The 17,222-nt window shown below is 57.4% G+C and carries 12 protein-coding genes; 2 read left to right on the top strand and 10 right to left on the bottom strand.

Annotation, left to right across the window (positions count from 1 at the left end):
• Positions 1-33: 33 nt before the first annotated feature.
• From ACN0WW_RS06390 to ACN0WW_RS06350, 9 genes are all read right to left on the bottom strand, one after another.
• The gene (locus ACN0WW_RS06390; RefSeq protein ID WP_417611105.1) at positions 34-459 is read right to left on the bottom strand and encodes a TIGR01244 family sulfur transferase; all 426 of its coding nucleotides are present in this window, start codon (positions 457-459) and stop codon (positions 34-36) included.
• A gap of 92 nt (positions 460-551) precedes the next feature.
• Positions 552-2,342 carry a DNA helicase RecQ gene (gene recQ / locus ACN0WW_RS06385; RefSeq protein ID WP_417610580.1) on the bottom strand — a complete coding sequence of 597 codons (1,791 nt, stop codon included), beginning with the start codon at positions 2,340-2,342 and terminating at the stop codon, positions 552-554.
• A gap of 78 nt (positions 2,343-2,420) precedes the next feature.
• Positions 2,421-4,229, bottom strand: a complete 1,809-nt coding sequence (locus ACN0WW_RS06380; protein ID WP_417610578.1) for an ABCB family ABC transporter ATP-binding protein/permease — start codon at positions 4,227-4,229, stop codon at positions 2,421-2,423.
• Between the two features lie 65 nt (positions 4,230-4,294).
• Positions 4,295-6,442: a TonB-dependent receptor plug domain-containing protein gene (locus ACN0WW_RS06375; protein ID WP_417610576.1), complete on the bottom strand. Its 2,148-nt coding sequence runs from the start codon at positions 6,440-6,442 to the stop codon at positions 4,295-4,297.
• Positions 6,443-6,578: 136 nt separating this feature from the next.
• Positions 6,579-6,944 (bottom strand): hypothetical protein, encoded by a 366-nt coding sequence (locus ACN0WW_RS06370; RefSeq protein WP_417610574.1) that lies wholly within the window; start codon positions 6,942-6,944, stop codon positions 6,579-6,581.
• Between the two features lie 59 nt (positions 6,945-7,003).
• Positions 7,004-7,510, bottom strand: a complete 507-nt coding sequence (locus tag ACN0WW_RS06365) for a hypothetical protein (RefSeq protein ID WP_417610572.1) — start codon at positions 7,508-7,510, stop codon at positions 7,004-7,006.
• A gap of 167 nt (positions 7,511-7,677) precedes the next feature.
• Positions 7,678-7,926: a hypothetical protein gene (locus tag ACN0WW_RS06360; RefSeq protein WP_417610570.1), complete on the bottom strand. Its 249-nt coding sequence runs from the start codon at positions 7,924-7,926 to the stop codon at positions 7,678-7,680.
• Between the two features lie 80 nt (positions 7,927-8,006).
• The gene (locus ACN0WW_RS06355) at positions 8,007-9,530 is read right to left on the bottom strand and encodes a fumarate hydratase (protein ID WP_417610568.1); all 1,524 of its coding nucleotides are present in this window, start codon (positions 9,528-9,530) and stop codon (positions 8,007-8,009) included.
• A 195-nt stretch (positions 9,531-9,725) separates the two neighbouring features.
• Positions 9,726-13,232: a hypothetical protein gene (locus ACN0WW_RS06350; protein ID WP_417610566.1), complete on the bottom strand. Its 3,507-nt coding sequence runs from the start codon at positions 13,230-13,232 to the stop codon at positions 9,726-9,728.
• Between the two features lie 286 nt (positions 13,233-13,518).
• Between ACN0WW_RS06350 and ACN0WW_RS06345 the strand changes: the two genes are divergently transcribed.
• The gene (locus tag ACN0WW_RS06345) at positions 13,519-13,980 is read left to right on the top strand and encodes a hypothetical protein (RefSeq protein WP_417610564.1); all 462 of its coding nucleotides are present in this window, start codon (positions 13,519-13,521) and stop codon (positions 13,978-13,980) included.
• Positions 13,981-14,128: 148 nt separating this feature from the next.
• Here ACN0WW_RS06345 and ACN0WW_RS06340 read toward each other — a convergent pair whose 3' ends face one another.
• Positions 14,129-14,452, bottom strand: coding sequence for a hypothetical protein (locus ACN0WW_RS06340; protein ID WP_417610562.1), 324 nt, complete (start codon positions 14,450-14,452; stop codon positions 14,129-14,131).
• Between the two features lie 427 nt (positions 14,453-14,879).
• On the opposite strand from ACN0WW_RS06340, the gene ACN0WW_RS06335 reads away from it, so the two are divergent.
• Positions 14,880-16,940 (top strand): ribonucleoside-diphosphate reductase subunit alpha, encoded by a 2,061-nt coding sequence (locus ACN0WW_RS06335; RefSeq protein ID WP_417610560.1) that lies wholly within the window; start codon positions 14,880-14,882, stop codon positions 16,938-16,940.
• Positions 16,941-17,222 lie beyond the last annotated feature (282 nt).

Here is a 17,222-nt window from a genome sequence, read left to right as displayed (position 1 = left end):
ACACGAATGTAAGTGGCTGTCCAGATAGTCTGATCAGTTTCCCGCAGCCAGTGCATCGACCATCGCGCGGACCGGCGTGATGTCATAACCGGCGTTGCCTGCCAGCCGGGAAATCTCGTCGGGATCAACGCCCTGTTTCGCCTGTGCCAGCGACCAGAGCAGGGTGGATCGCGTGCCGGAGCGGCAATAGGCGAGCGTCTTGTCGCCATCGGCCAGCGCCGCGATCATCGCATCGACCTGCGGTCCGGAAAAGCCGCTGTGGGTAATCGGGATCGCGATATATTTCATCCCCGCCTCGTGCGCCGCCGCTTCGATGTCCGCGCTCTGTGGTGCCGACGGGTCTTCGCCATTGGGGCGGTTGTTGATGATCAGGGTGACCCCCTCGGCTTTGGCAGCGGTCACATCGTCCAGGCTGATTTGCGGCGAAACGCTGATCTTGTCGTTGATTTTCCGGAACATGTTCTGGGTCTCCTCTGTGGGAACATTGATATTGGTCGCAGTGGCAACATCGCAGCCGGTCAAGGCGATCGACAATAGTGCCAATTTATAATTCATATATTCATCTGCTCTGCTTCGGTCACCTCGCGGATGACGGCGAGAAAGGCGTCGCCATGTTTCTCCAGCTTCGTTGCGCCGACCCCAGGAAGTTCGCCGAGCGCTGCCAGACTATTGGGCTTTAAACCGGTCATATCACGCAGCACGCTATCATGAAAGATCACATAAGGCGGGACGCCGAGCTCTTTCGCCAGTTCCATGCGCTTCTTGCGCAGCGCTTCGAACAGCGGGTCGCCAAACGGGTTGAGCGAAGCGCTGTCGCCGCGCCGCTTGCGCGACTGCCGTTTCGGTGGTTCGACAATCGCGATTTCCTGCTCACCCTTGAGGATCTTGCGCGCTTCCGGCCCGAACATCAGGCCACCGTGATCGGTGTTGCGCAGCGCATCGCGCAGCAACAGCGAGCGGGATACCGCTTTGATCAGCGGCGCTTCCTCTTCGCCGACAATATCGAACACCGAAAGCTTGTCATGACCGCGCGAAAGGATTTTCTCCTCCTGTCGCCCGGTCAGCACCGCTTCAAGATGGGTCACCCCGAAACTCTGGCCGGTGCGATAGACAGCGGACAGGAATTTCCGCGCCAGTTCGGTGACATTGCGGGTTTCCGGTGCATTCAGGCAATTGTCGCAATTGCCGCATGTCTCTGGCGGGTTCTCGCCAAAATGCCGCAGCAATACCGCGCGGCGGCATCCAGCGGTCTCGACCAGCCCGCCGAGGGCCGCAAGTCTGGTCCGCTCACCGTCCAGTCGGCTCTGATCGACCTCGCCCAGCCGCTGCCGCGCCTTGGCAAAATCTTCCGCGCCCCAGAACATATGCGCCTCGGCCGGATCGCCATCCCGCCCCGCGCGCCCGGTTTCCTGATAATAGGCCTCGATCGACTTGGGCAGTCCGGCATGGGCGACAAAGCGCACATCCGGCTTGTCGATGCCCATGCCGAAAGCGATGGTCGCGACCATCACCATATCCTCGGAGGCGACAAAATCATGCTGGTTCTGCTGTCGCACTTCCGGCGGCAGGCCGGCATGATAGGCGCGCGCGCTGCGTCCGGTACTGGCAATCTGACTGGCCATTTTCTCGGTCGCGGCCCGGGTCTGGGCATAGACGATGCCCGGTCCTGGCGTCCGCGCAACCAGATCGCCGATCTGCCGGGTAAGCCCCGAGCGCGGGCTGATGCTGTAGCGGATATTGGGGCGATCAAACCCAGCGAGGATCAGCCCGTTTTGCTCGATCCCCAACTGCACCAATATGTCCTCACGCGTGTGGGCATCTGCGGTAGCAGTAAGCGCCAGTCGCGGTACGGACCCGAAATGATCGAGCAGCGGACGGAGCAAGCGATAATCCGGCCGGAAATCATGCCCCCATTCGGACACGCAATGCGCTTCATCGATGGCGAACAGCGAAATATCGGCCTGTTCCAGCAATTCGCGGAAATGCGGCTGCGACGCGCGTTCCGGCGCAGCATAGAGCAGGTCCAGCTCGCCAGCCTTCAATCGGGCGATGGTCTCGGCGCGATTGTCATCGGCAGAGGTGAGGGTGGCGGCGCGGATACCGACGGCCTCGGCGCTGCGCAACTGGTCGTGCATCAGCGCGATCAGCGGCGAGATCACGATCGTCGTGCCCTTGTTGGCGAGGGCAGGGAGCTGGTAGCAGAGTGACTTGCCGGAGCCGGTCGGCATCACCGCCAGTGTGTTCTGCCCGGCCATCACTCGCTGCAGCACCGCATCCTGCATGCCGCGAAACTGGCTGAAGCCGAAGGTTGATTTGAGCAGGGGAAGAAGGGCTTCAGTCATACCTCTTTCCCTAGCCAGACATGGCAGCCGACGAAACCGCAAAAACGGCAATGACCGAAATTGGTATCAGCGTCAGGGTCATACGACCTCGCGCTGATCTTCCGCCTGTCGCTTCCACATGTCCGAATAGAGCCCGCGCTTGACCAGCAATTGCCGATGGCTGCCGCGCTCCGCTATCCGGCCCTCGCTCAGCACGATGATCTCGTCGGCATGGGTGATCGTCGAAAGCCGGTGCGCGATGATCAAGGTCGTGCGCCGCTCCGATATCTTGGCCAGCGTCGCCTGAATTTCATCCTCGGTCCGGCTGTCCAGCGCAGAGGTCGCTTCGTCCAGAATCAGGATGGGCGGATTTTTCAGCAGCGTCCGGGCAATCGCCACGCGCTGCTTCTCGCCACCGGACAATTTCAGCCCGCGCTCGCCAACCTGCGTGTCATAACCATCGGGCAGCTTGGCGATAAAGCCGTCGAGCGCCGCGCCGCGCGCGGCTTCCTCAATCTCCGCCTGGGTCGCGCCCTCGCGGCCATAACCGATATTATAGCCGATCGTGTCGTTGAACAGCACGCTGTCCTGCGGCACGATGCCGATCGCCCCGCGCAGACTGTGCTGGGTGACTTCCGATATGTCCTGACCGTCGATCAATATGCGGCCCGCCTGCGGATCGTAGAAGCGGAACAACAGCCGCGCGATTGTCGACTTGCCGGCCCCGGATGGCCCGACAATCGCCAGCGTCCCGTCGGGCGGCACCTCGAAGTCCAGCCCATGCAGGATCCGGCGGTCATCGTCATAGTTGAAGACGACATTTTCAAAGCGCACGGTGCCGTCCGACACCTGCAGCGGTTGCGCGCCCGGCTTGTCGACCACTTCCTGCTTGGTGTCGATCAGCTTGAACATCGCGTCCATGTCGACCAGTCCCTGGCGGATCGTGCGATAGACCATGCCGAGCATGTCGAGCGGCCGGAACAGCTGCATCAGCAGCGCGTTGACCAGCACCAGATCGCCGACCGTCAGGTCGCCCTGTTTCCAGCCATAGACGCTGAACGCCATCGCCCCGATCATCGTCAGGTTGGTGATGATCGACTGGCCGATATTGAGCAGGCCGAGCGAATTTTCCGATTTGACCGCAGCCTGCGCCCAGTCCCGCATCGCCTGGTCATAGCGCTCGCTTTCGCGCCGTTCAGCGGTAAAATATTTGACCGTCTCATAGTTCAGCAGCGCGTCGACCGACCGGCCGATCACCCGCGTATCCATATCGTTCATCCGCGCGCGCAGCGCGTTGCGCCAGTCGGTCACCTTGCGGGTGAACAGGATATAGATCGCAACCATCGCCGATGTCGCGGCGACCAAGCCAAAACCGAACTTGATCTGGAAGATCACCAGAACGGCGGTCAGCTCGACGACGGTCGGTGCAATATTGAACAGCAGGAAATAGAGCATCACGTCGATACTCTTGGTGCCGCGCTCGATTACCTTGGTGACCTCGCCGGTGCGACGCCCGAGATGGAATCGCAGCGACAGGCTGTGCAAATGGGTGAAGACATTGGTCGCGAGCCTCCGCGCCGCCTGCTGGCCAACCTTTTCGAAGACGATATTGCGCATATTGTCGAACAGCACCTGTCCGAACCGCGCCACGCCATAAGCCATGACCAGCGCGAGCAAAACCGTCAATTCGGTGCCCAGCGAGTCATTGGACATCCGGTCGATCACCGCCTTGTAAAGGAACGGCATCGTCAGAATCGCCGCCTTGGCACACAGCACCAGCAATCCGGCGATGACAATGCGCAGCCGCAGGTTCGGCTCACCCTTGGGCCAGAGATAGGGCAGAAAGCGCTTGAGCGTGGGGATCATCGGAGGATCGATCTGACCCTCGGTAGCATAATCAGGTGGCATGGCTGTGGATGTAGGGATGCCGGGGGTAAAAGTCTATGCGGCTGCGGATTCTCTGACCCGATGCCTCAAAAACTGCCGCTGACGGTGAGCCGGTAAATCAGCCCAAATTCCCGGCTGCGATCCTCGACAAAGCCCAGCGGTCCATTGCGACGCCCCCTGATGAAGGGAGGGTCGAGATCGCCCGGCTGGCCAAGGAGAGTGCCATAGGCGACGCGGGTGAAATTCTCGCTGCGGCCCAGCAGATTGCCGAGCTCTGCCTTCACCGTCAGCCCGAACACATCCTTGTGCTCGACAAAGGCCCAGGTATAGGGCGCGCCGGTACGAAATTTGGTGGTCTGGTCCAGCCGCAGCGTTTTCGAATAGCGGAAATCCTCGGCACCCGCGCCCCAGGCCCAGTTGCTGTTCGGGATATCATGGCGCAAGGTCACTTCGTAGGTGAAAATCTTGTCGTCGTTGATCCTTCTGAAGATCCCGGTCAGCGGGTCGCGCAGTGAGCTTTTGCGGACCTCTCCTGAAAAATCGAGCTTCGCGCCGCGCCAGCCGATCGGATCGAACAACAGGCTCGAAACCAGCTCGACGCCGTAGCTGGTCGCGCTGTCCAGATTGCCGCGCGCCTCGGTCGTCGCGGTTATTGGGATGGAGTCCACAATATCGCTGAATTTCTCGCCATAGATATTGACCGTCATCGACCCCCATGGCCCCAGTTTTTGTGTCGCCTCCAGTTCCGCTCGCCAGCTTTGCGGCGGCACCAGACCAGGGTTGCCGGCATTGCCGTTATTCTGGGAGACGTCGACCGATTCCACAAAATCAAAGAAATCAAGCTGGCCGACCGACCGCTCGACTTTCACGCTGAGGTCGAGATCCGGCTGCGGTCTCCAGGCCAGCGAGACCGATCCCTTCGGCCTTACGAAAGACCGGCTTTCGCCTCTAGCGCCCGTCTGGCTTATTTTGCTATATTCGCCGCCCAATGTGGCCTGCAGCGTCAGATCGTCCGACAGCGGCCGGCCATAAGAGGTGATCAGTTCGCCGCGATATTCGGTGACCTTGCTGTTGGCATTGGTGAGGGCAACAGGCTGAAATATTCCCTGGGGATCCAGAACGGACAGAGCGGCCTCGTTATCGAGAAAATTATAGGCCCCTTCAACGCTGATGCCCCAGTCGGTCCCGCCGGCCGTCTTCCAGCCATATTCGGCGCGCAGAATTGATTCCCCTTCGTCGGTGATCCGGTCGAACTGGCTGCCGTTGCTGGGCGTTATGCCGTCAGAAAATGTCTGGCCGAAAAAGTCGCTGACCGGACTATGTTCAAACCGCTGCAAGCCGATCAGCTTTAACCGGCCAGTGCCAAGGTCAAACTCATAATCCGCGCTGAATTCGGCATTCCATTCCTTTTCCCGGCTGGAATAAAATTCGAAGATATCCTGCTGGCCGGCCTGTGTGCGATCCGTAGCCACGGTTTCCCGTTTTCGGTATAGTTGATAGGCCGCGTTGGCATTGAAAACGGAGCCGCCTTTGCTGGTGCGGCTATAGGAGCCGCTCAGCTTTGGCTGATCCTGCCGGTAACGGGCGATCTCGTCGCGCTCGAACAGCAAGGCGCCGAAACGGTCGGTGATCCGTTCGGGGCCTTCGACGCCGTTCCGTGCAGCATCATTCTCGAGCGACAGCGTGAAATCGCCTTTGCCCAGCTTGCCGCTGATCGAGGCTTCGCCAGCAAGCCAGTTGTTGCCGGCCCGGCGCCACTGCGGTCGCCATTTGAAATTGCCGCTGATCCCGCCCGCGTCGCTCGCGTTGGTGACGAGGTTAAGGACCTGGCCCGAAAGCCCTGAAATGCTCAGCGTCGCGCCGTCGACGATTTCGATACGGACCACATTGGCCGCCGAAATGCGTCCCAGAAACGTGAAGGCATCACTGTTCTTGCCCGAGATGCGTGCGCCATTGATCAGGACATTTTCGTCGGCCTGACCCAGGCCGCGTTCGTTGCTGTCGCCGGTGTCGATGGTGAAGCCCGGGACCTGACCAACCATGTCGAGCGCGGTGCGCGGGTTGAAACGTGCAAATTGCTCTGCATCATAAATCTGGCGGCCGTTTTCGACCCGTGGCTGCAAAGAGGACTGGGCGACCGTTTGATCCTGCGCAAAGGCCGGCATCGGGGACAGGGTCGTAGCGATCGTCGCAGTCGTGATCGCAGCGGTCAGGGCGCTGGCTCTGTTGTACAAGATATTTTCCCTCATCCATCCGTTTTCGATGAGGCGCTGCTATGCCTCAATGGTTGCAGCCGATACCGGCTTTCGACAAACTACATTCGTAGTCGGATGAACGGCTTGGGGGATGGCGTCCCTAAGCCATTCTATTTTAATGTTTGTTTGAAAAAAGAACCCAGGCCGCCGCGCAATTGGCGAGCGTGTAGATGAAGTAGAAAATCACCGCCGTCAGCATGCCCATATTGGCGAAGATCATCGCCGCAACCAGCATGACGAACTCCAGAATATAGCTGCCATAGGGGCCCAGCAGCCTGCGGAAGCTGCCGCGGGCTTCAGCGATGATCGGATGGTTGCTCTCGAGCATGGCCTTGTGCATCGCGAAATTGCAGATGCCGCAAAGGAAAATGATCACAATATACATGGCTTCAACATAAGCCCATTTGCAAGCATTGTCATTGGCCGACAGGAATATTACCTGGACCATGGGCGACGAAGCGGTGACCATGATCCGGCGCATAAAAATGGAGCTTTGGTGATGCAGGGAAGGGGGCCCGTCGCAGTCAGTCGTTGCACTGGTCAGCCGAGCGACCGCTCCTTCTGTGCCTTTGCCTTGTCCGCCAGAAACGCGAGAATCTTCTCCTCATGTTCGGCAGCATCCTTGCCGCCAAATTTCACCATCGCGACACCCGCCAGCATCATCAGCAACGGAATCCCGAAAAACGGCAACTTGAAGCTCATACCCACATTCTGGCTGCCGACCAGCACGGTGCTGACCAGCATGAAAAAAATCAGGAAACCGAACCAGATCGTCATGAAGACCTTCAGACTGCGAGCGCGTCCCAGGCGCGCCTTGATCATCGTGCCGCCGCGCTCCGGCACCATTTTGCCGGTCAGGCAGGTAGAAAAATCATTGCGGATATTATAGCGGACAAAACGCAGGGTGATTTTTTCCTCGGTGCCGGCACCCATCACGCGGCCTTTATTCTTTTCCTTCTGCGTCCACTCGCGGTCCATTTCCTTTTCCAGGATGCGCGCCAGCGGGATGGGTGCGTAGGGAGAATAGAGATTGATTCTGCGGGCCATTTCAGCCTGCCGAAATATCGGAAACGGCAACGGGGTCAGCATGACCTCGGCGATACATCGCCATGGATTGAGGCCCGTTCCCGTCCGGCTTCTGCCCAATCAACATCCGTCCCAAAAGGCGTTTTTGCTTCATCAACTGTCCCCCCTGATGCATCAGAAGCACAAGTCTAGATTGCTTTCAACTCCGGCGTTCCTTGCGGGTCAGCCTTGGTGCCATCCGGCATCAAACGACCGAGGCTCCAGTTGGTCTGCATCCGCACTTTGGGGTTGGGGGCACACCATATTTCGCCTGTGGCATCGATCGCCGTGACCCAGAGCAGATTATGCTCCGCGCCATAATCGATCACGGCAAAGGCCATCCCGTCACCCTTGTCTGTGACGGTGAGCGGAATCGGCGGATTGAGCTGCGTGAACATATGCAATTCCTTTACAGGCACGCTCCATAGCGGAGTCGCTTATCAATAGATGACCCGCGAAAAGGATGCATTGATCTGGATTATGCTTGCTCGAGCAGCCCCTCCTTGCGGATCTTCTCCTGCCAGACCAGCGGTGCCAGATGGTGCACGCTCTGCCCCTCGGCATCGACCGCTACCGTCACCGGCATGTCCTGCACCTCGAATTCGTAGATCGCTTCCATGCCAAGCTCTTCAAAGCCGACAACCTTCGATCCCTTGATCGCCCGCGACACCAGATAGGCGCTGCCGCCGACTGCCATCAGATAGGCGCTCTTGTGTTTCTTGATCGAACCGACCGTATCCAGTCCGCGCTCGGCCTTGCCGACCATCGCCAGCAGCCCCTGTTCGAGCATCATGTCGGTGAACTTGTCCATCCGCGTCGCGGTGGTCGGACCAGCAGGCCCCACCACTTCCTCGCCGACCGGATCGACCGGCCCGACATAATAGATCACCCGGCCCTTGAACTCGACCGGCAGCTGCTCGCCGGCATCCAGCATATCCTTGATCTTCTTGTGCGCCGCATCACGGCCGGTCAGCATCTTGCCGTTGAGCAGCAGCCGGTCGCCATGTTTCCAGGTCGCCACTTCCGCCGCATCCAGCTGATCAAGATGCACGCGCTTCGCTTCCGATGACGGCGTCCAGTTGACGTCCGGCCATTCGTCCAGCTTCGGTGGCTCTAAATAGGCCGGACCGCTGCCGTCCAGCGTGAAATGGGCGTGGCGCGTCGCAGCGCAATTGGGGATCATCGCCACCGGCTTGCCAGCCGCGTGGCAGGGCCAGTCGTTGATCTTGACGTCGAGAATCGTCGAAAGCCCGCCCAGGCCTTGCGCACCAATGCCTAGCGCATTGACCTTGTCGAAAATTTCGATCCGCAGTTCCTCAATATCATTCTGCGGCCCGCGTTCCTTCAGCTGCCCCATGTCGATCGGATCCATCAGCGATTGCTTGGCGAGCAGCACGCAGCGTTCCGCAGTGCCGCCAATGCCGATGCCGAGCATCCCTGGCGGGCACCAGCCGGCGCCCATCTGGGGAATCATTTCCAGTACCCAGTCGACAATATTGTCGCTTGGGTTCATCATCTTGAACTTGGACTTGTTCTCGCTGCCGCCGCCTTTCGCCGCGACATCGACCGACACCTTGTCGCCCGGCACCATCTCGACATGCAGCACCGATGGCGTATTGTCCTTGGTATTGCGCCGGGTAAAGGCAGGGTCGGTCAGAATCGAGGCGCGCAGCTTGTTCTCGGGATGGAGATAGGCGCGGCGCACGCCCTCATCGACAATTTCCTGCATAGACTGCGACGTGTCGTCGAGCCGGCAGTCCATGCCCCATTTGACGAAGACATTGACGATACCGGTATCCTGACAAATCGGACGATGCCCTTCGGCGCACATCCGGCTGTTGGTCAGGATCTGGGCGATCGCGTCTTTGGCCGCCGGCGATTTCTCCGCTTCATAGGCTTTGCCCAAGGCGCGGATATAATCCATCGGATGATAATAGGAAATGAACTGCAGGGCGTCGGCGACGCTCTCGATCAGGTCGGCGGTTTTGATGGTCGTGGTCATGCATGCTCCGAAAACTGGCAATATGGGATTGCGGAGCCTTTTGGCGGATATGATCGAACCGGGCAAGTTTTTGTGGTGGGTCCTTGGCCCTGTCATATTTGGTCATGCAAATGGGGAGGGGCACTTCATTTTGGTTCGACGGAGCGTTTTGGCTTTGATCCCTTTAGCGGCGACAACACGCACAGTCTGTCTGGATCACCTTATTTTTTTGGTACAATAAGCGGCAAGCGGATAGCCACAATTGGCGCGGCACACCTGGTCAAATAACTGATCTCGCTCCTTGGTCAGCTCTCTCAACTTGTCAATATTCCGGGCGGCGGCTGCCCGATTGATATGATCCGCAACTCCGGTAATCTTGGACTGAAGAACTGTGCAGGCATAGCTGCTGGCTCGACTGCCACTCCCACTTCCTGAAACAGCGCCGAGGCCCTCGCGCTTGGGTACTACACCGGCGTTGCCCAACGCCCCTAGACCACCGCTGGTGCTGCCGCGATCATATGATCCGCTGGTCCCGCCTGTTGGCGCTGAACGCGGGGCTTGTGGAATATTTTGAGATGTCGCCGGGCGCTCAGCGTTTCCCCCGCCGAAAATTGATCCCAAAACTCCTTCAACATTGCCTGTACCGGATGATCGGCCGCGTCCCGAATTTACAGCGCCAAGAACCGTTCCTATCGCTCCCAGAAAATCGCCAAATCCGCGACCGCGCGATTTTGTTGCTGGTTCCGGCATACGATCTTCGACGGCGGCGATACGTTCGGCGGATTCGCGTTCCCGGTTCTTCTGATCAACAATAGCATCGGCCCGCGCGATACTGGCCTCCAGCCGATCATTCTGGCATCCGGAAGAAACAATTTTTTGGGCTGCCTTTTTCCAACCGCCGATATTCTCTCTGTCCAGTGCCCGGCTTGCTTTTCCAAACAGGCCAAGAACCTTTTTAGAGCGGCACGGGTCGCTTGCTTCGGGATCATTTTCGGCCACGACCGCCGAAGCTTGCTCTTTGGGAGGCTCCGCCGGAGCAGGGGGTGGCCCGGTTTCGGCAACGTCGGTTGGACGCTCCGGATTGTCCGTTGGCTCTGCCTGAGAAACGGCGGCAGGAGCCTCGTCTTCCGTCTTCGCAGGGTTTTGTGTTCTGCTGGCCAATTGGTCCAGATCATGGCGATGATTGTACATTGCGAGTGCTGAATCATTGCAATAGCGAGCGTTATTGGCCGAAGACTCGATGGCATCCGTGTAGATCAGGGCCGTATCATGGCTCGCGTTGAAGGAATTGAGAGCAATGTCCTTTTTAGATTGGGCGCTGCTGTCTGTTGTTGCTGTCGCGCTTGCGCCGGAATTTTGTTGGACGCTGGCCAGATTTTGGCGAATGGCAGAAAGCCCATTTTTTCTGGTGTCGGTAAGGCCATCCAACGATCTGCTACTGGCGAGCAGCTCATCTCGATAGGCATCGATCTGGCCAAAGTGCGCTCGTATGGCTACCAGCAGATCATCGCCTTTCTCGCCATAGGGAGCGCGGTCCAGCGACGCTATCATTGCCAATACTCCCTGACCCTGACTCGTCAATCCGGCCAGTTGGCTATTGATCGCCTGTACCGCCGCGATTTGCTCTTCCACGCGCAAGATCTGGACCCCGGCCTGATCAATTTGCGCTTCCAGATCATCGTAGCCGCCATTTTGTGCGCCGCTTTCTGGAGCCAATCCGCTGCCACTGTGAACATTCAGTGCCTGCTGTTTTAACTGCTCTAGCTGGGCAAGAAGGCTTCGATATTCTGCCATCAAACCATCAACCGAATTTTTGGCAACCGGCACTTCGCTGTAGATTGCATCGACGGACTGGATATCAAAAGCCGTTTCGATGCGTTCAAAGGCGTCGCAAATGACAGCCCTTTTTTGCCTGATCGTGCCCCGGATATCCGCCATGCGCTGCGCAATGGCAAAGGCCTGGCGCTCAAGAAGTTTCAACTGATTGACTGCTGCCAGACCGCTGGCCCCAATTTCAGGCACCCCATTCGCCGCGGCCAACCCGTCAACAGAAGTTTTCAGCCCGGCAATTTCTGCATCGAGAATAGCCATCTCATTCTCAACATTGGAGATCGCCGATAACCCCTGTTGGCGGAGCGCTTCTGCTTGTCTGACAAGTGCCCGCATTTCGCGCAGTGCATTTTCATGCTGTGAATAATCTACCGCGTTGTCGGGGTTGAGAACGACGCTGATCGTACCAAGATCGGCACAGGCGCCGTCGACAGCAATGTCCGTTTCATAATCACTGAAACCGGGCGCGGTGAACAAAAGTCTGCCGATACGACGTTCCGCGTCGGCTTTGACAGGAAGGTCGATTTCGAACCTGCGATCTGCGCCCATCGAGGCGCTGCCGGATCTTCCCAGCAAAGTGATTGCGATGTTGCCGCTGGAAACGTCCGTATCGCCAGCGGGATCAATTTTCCCTTCGACAAAAATTGATCCAGAAAGCGCAGGTATCAGCTGATCCACCGACTGGCGCATATTTGGCTTGTAGGTGTACATCGCAATGAATTGCGCCCGATCATTATTGGCTTTTTCGAGAACAGATTTCGGTTCACCGGGAAATCCGCTTCGGCTGAAACGTTTGTTTGTACAAAATTGATCGTCGCGCGACGGATTGAGCAAATCCCAATAGTCCTCCGCGCGTTTGGAGGCCTTTGCATAGGCCGAGAAATCCTGGTTACAGCGGCTAATCAGAGTCGGTACTGCGGCGATTTCGCCATAAGCAAGCCGCATTCCCTGATATATCTGGTTAAACTGGCCGAGGCTGCATTTCATTGTAAACCATTGCCCGGTTGTGCGGGTAACGACCTCGAACCCCGACATACCGCTGGTGCTTGTCTGATACATGTAAATGGTCCCGCCACCGGTGCTCCACAATTCCCCAACAGGGCCTAAGGCGGGACGAATGTTGCGGACCAGCCGGATCGTGTCGCCGGTGCCCAATGCGATGAAATCGGCATCCTTGCTGCCGCTGATCGATCCCAGACCGCATCCCTGTCCGATACAATTTTGGCGGCGATTGTTGATCGCTGTCTGTGTCCGGTTCAATGCGCCGACAAATGCCTGGGTTGAATCCTTATAAAATCCGATAAATTCCCCAAGCGGTTTAGTGAGCAAATTATCTGGCGTCGGGTCGAGAGTGTAAATGATCGACTGCAGTTCCTCGAGGCTGTTTCCGATCAATTCCAGAGGCCGGGTCGGACTGTCGCTATTGGGATTCCAGCGATCATAATATCCCTTGATTTTCTCGTATTTTTCGATGGCATCTCCGGCACCGCTGGCAATATTCTTGGCTCCCTTCTCAAATCCGGCCAGTATGGTTTTTGAATTCGCCAGTTTGCTGGACAGGCCCGCCTTCTCCAATTTTTGTAAGGCGCTCCGCACTCTGGGATCGCCCATCAGCGCTTCATTGGCTTTTAGTTTTGCGATTTTGTCTTCAATTTCGGTGATCTTCTCCTGACCCTGGACAAAGGAAACATGCATCGCTTCGAAATTGTCAGTGAGTTGATTGACCTGTTCAGCAAATGCAGGATCAATCGCAACTTCGGTCTGCTGCGCAGAGAGAGAAGAGCTCCATATCGTCAAAAACAAGCCGAGCAGGCAGGATATAACCAATCGGAAAAGATCATCCTTGAATTTGAAATAGCCACCAGGCCCCTGATAGGTTTTCTGCATTTTCATTATCACTCAAAAGATCGAGCATCTTTTGTAGGGAAGATGCCAAACTCTATGTTTTTGCGAACCCGTGGTGGCTATTTGCTAGCACATGCTATCTAATAGGGAAAGATTTCGGCCGTAGGCATAAGTGCCTAGCCGTCGGCCTTGATGGCCTGTGCAACCAAGTCAGATCTTGCGCGAAACAGGTCAAGCGTCTGCTGAAGCTGTTGGACCTGGCAATGGCCAATGACGCCGACCGGTTGTGAAAATAACTTGCGCGATTTGATCTGACGTGGGCAGACATCAATCCATGACTGAAGAAACGAACCAAAGGCCGACCGTGCTGTTCGATATTGACGGCACGCTGGCTGATATCGAGCATCGCAGAAAGCTTGTCCAACGCGAGAAACCGGACTGGAAATCGTTCAATGCACAAATGGGAGAAGACAGGCCAAATTGGCCTATTGTCAGTCTGTACCGTTCACTCTGGAGTACTTCTGAATATGATCTGATCTTGGTTACCGGTCGTAACGAAGCCTATCGCAAGGTTACGGAGCAATGGCTTACTTGGAACGCGATACCTTTTGGTGACATGTATATGCGCGGCGACAATGATTTTCGTAGCGATCATGTCATCAAAGAAGAAATCCTGAGTCACTTGCTCTCGCGTGGCAAGCGGATCCTATTTGTTGTTGATGACAGGCAGCAGGTTGTTGATATGTGGCGGCGAAACGGGATTACGGTATTGCAATGTGATGAGGGGGGATTTTAGAAATGTAGTGGAAGAAAGGCCTGATTCTCTGTCTCCGACCATCGCAGTCGTGGAGAAATTTGAGGTATAATTGGTTACATTAGGTTGGAGCCGGAGCGGCAGCTCTCAAACGGCAGTCGCTGCAAAGAAGACAGTCCGCTTTCGGCCCTTAGTTGACGTCAATTTTGGCCAATGGTATGTCCGCCACCCACCCAGTTGCTCCGTCAAGGCGCGAAATTTCTGTATTCTGAATGGCTGCTTTCAGGACCAAGCCAAACGCCTCGAATGACAACATTTGCCCGCGAAGCGAACGAACAATATCGCCGATGCGAACAACCGCGGTCGAGGCGATAGCCGACCACCGGATATTGTGCCCGCAAATTGCTGCCCGGCAATGCTCTCGCGAAAAGAACATCCACCAGATATAGCGTAACAAGCTTGTCACAAACGCTTGTGAATGATCTGTGGATAAAAATTTCACGAATTTCGACATCGGCTGTTGCACTTCCCGCGACCCCTAGCGGCTCCACGCGTCGCTGCACTGCAGCATAAAATGGCGCTCGATGAACTGATTCATTTATGCGACGAATTGAGTCCCTAAAATGTCATTTACCCCCTTGCATAAAATTCTGATTCATCCACTATAGGTTGTGGTTCGGGCAAGGGGGCACACCAACTTATAGTATTGGCTGCAAAAAGCACCGACTCGGTGGGCGGCTCCCCTTTTGCCAGAATGAAAGGAAAAAATGCGGGGAAACGGGCATAAATAATTGCCCGCCCGGGTGTCAAAACTGTTAGAGTGAGAGCTTCGACCCGAGTCGAACAAGACAGGAACAAATGCCCGGAAAAAGTCCCGCTGGTCGATCGGCTGATAGGCCGTTGTGATCGTTGGATTAGTAGTGTGATTTTAGGGGGCTTTGATGGATTTTAGAGACAACCGTGACAACGACGTTGGTTCCGGAACAGATGTGAGTGAGAGTGACATGGGCGCTGAAGTATTGGATACGCCAAAAAGCAAAACCGAAAACACAGGACCGGTCAGCGAACCGGAGGTCAGCAAGAAGGCGGCCGCCGAAGCCGCCTCGGCCAAGGCCAATGACGAGAAGGAACTGAAGGCCGAGCGCGACAGCCACAGTGTTGAGAAGCGCCGTTTCAAGATCGAGCTGGACACCAGCCGCGATGATCTGCTGACCGATTTCGGCAAGGAAACGCTCAACGACCGCTATCTGCTGCCAGGCGAATCCTATCAGGATCTGTTTGCTCGCGTCGCCGACGCCTATGCCGACGATCAGGAACATGCGCAGCGGCTCTATGACTATATTTCGCGGCTCTGGTTCATGCCGGCGACGCCTGTGCTGTCCAATGGCGGCACCGGACGCGGCCTGCCGATCAGCTGCTATCTCAACAGCGTCGACGACAGTCTCGGCGGCATCGTCAACACTTGGAACGAGAATGTCTGGCTCGCCTCGCGCGGCGGCGGCATCGGTACCTATTGGGGCAGCGTTCGCGGCATTGGCGAGCCGGTTGGCCTGAATGGCAAGACCTCCGGCATCATTCCATTCGTGCGGGTGATGGACAGCCTCACGCTGGCGATTTCGCAGGGCTCGCTGCGGCGTGGTTCGGCGGCATGCTATCTTGACGTCAACCATCCAGAGATCGAGGAATTTCTCGAAATCAGAAAGCCTTCCGGTGACTTTAACCGAAAAGCTCTGAACCTGCATCACGGCGTCCTGCTGACCGACGAATTCATGGAAGCGGTGCGCGACGGCACCGAATTCGAGCTCAAGTCGCCCAAGGATGGCTCTGTCCGCAGCACGGTCGATGCGCGCAGCCTGTTCCAGAAGCTGGTCGAAACGCGGCTGGCCACCGGTGAGCCCTATATCATCTTCAGCGACACGGTGAACCGGATGATGCCCAAGCATCACCGTGATCTCGGCCTCAAGGTGTCCACCTCGAATCTCTGCTCCGAGATCACGCTGCCCACCGGCCGCGATCATCTCGGCGAGGACCGCACCGCTGTCTGCTGCCTGTCGTCGCTCAATCTCGAAACCTGGGATGAATGGTCGGTCGACAAGAATTTCATCGAGGATGTCATGCGCTTCCTCGACAATGTGCTGCAGGATTATATCGACCGCGCGCCCGACGAAATGGCGCGGGCGAAATATTCGGCGGAGCGCGAGCGCAGCGTCGGCCTCGGCGTGATGGGCTTCCACAGCTTCCTGCAGGCGCGCGGCCTCGGCTTCGAAAGCGCGATGGCAAAGTCTTGGAATTTCAAGATCTTCAAGCATGTTTCGGCGAAGGCATCGGAAGCCAGCATGATGCTGGCCAAGGAACGCGGACCGTGCCCCGATGCCGCTGACCAGGGCGTGATGGAGCGCTTCTCCTGCAAGATGGCGATCGCTCCGACCGCCTCGATCAGCATCATCTGCGGCGGCGCCTCGGCCTGTATCGAGCCGATCCCGGCGAACATCTACACCCACAAGACGCTCTCCGGCAGCTTCGTGGTCAAGAACCCGCATCTGCTGAAACTGCTCCAGGAAAAGAGCAAGGACAGCAACAATGTCTGGAACTCGATCCTCGAGAAGGGCGGCAGCGTCCAGCATCTCGACTTCCTCAGCCCCGAGGAAAAGGATGCCTACAAGACCAGCTTCGAGATCGACCAGCGCTGGCTGCTCGAACTCGCCGCCGACCGCACGCCCTATATCGATCAGGCGCAGTCGCTGAACCTGTTCATCCCGGCCGATGTCGACAAGTGGGACCTCCTGATGCTCCACTTCCGCGCCTGGGAGCTGGGCATCAAGTCGCTCTATTATCTGCGCTCGAAATCGATCCAGCGCGCCGGTTTCGCCGGTGGCGAGACGATCATGAGCGAACCCACCGGCGGCGGCGTCGAGGCGGACAATACGCTCGACCCGAAAAAGGTCGAACTGATGACCACCGCCGGCACCACCGATTATGACGAATGCCTCGCCTGCCAGTAACCGGCGCGGCACGGGCTTTGCCCACTGCCTCCTCCCCTTTGCTCCTTTTGGGAGGAGGCCATTTTATTCGGAAGTAAAGGCGCGAACTATCCCTCTCCTTTAAGGGAGAGGGTTGCGCAGGCTTAATGAGCGGAACGCGAATTTAGCCGAAGCTGGGTGAGGGTGCACTGCACCAGCGGGTCGAACCGCCTCACCGACTTCGACCAGGCAGACAAGCTGCCAAGTCTGCGTTGCCTCTCCCCGCTGGGGAGAGGGAGAAACGAGATTGAATGACGCCCCGGC

Origin of the sequence: Parasphingorhabdus sp., from assembly GCF_048269865.1 — a bacterium.
Lineage (GTDB): Bacteria > Pseudomonadota > Alphaproteobacteria > Sphingomonadales > Sphingomonadaceae > Parasphingorhabdus.
This window is presented reverse-complemented; position numbering and strand designations above follow the sequence as displayed.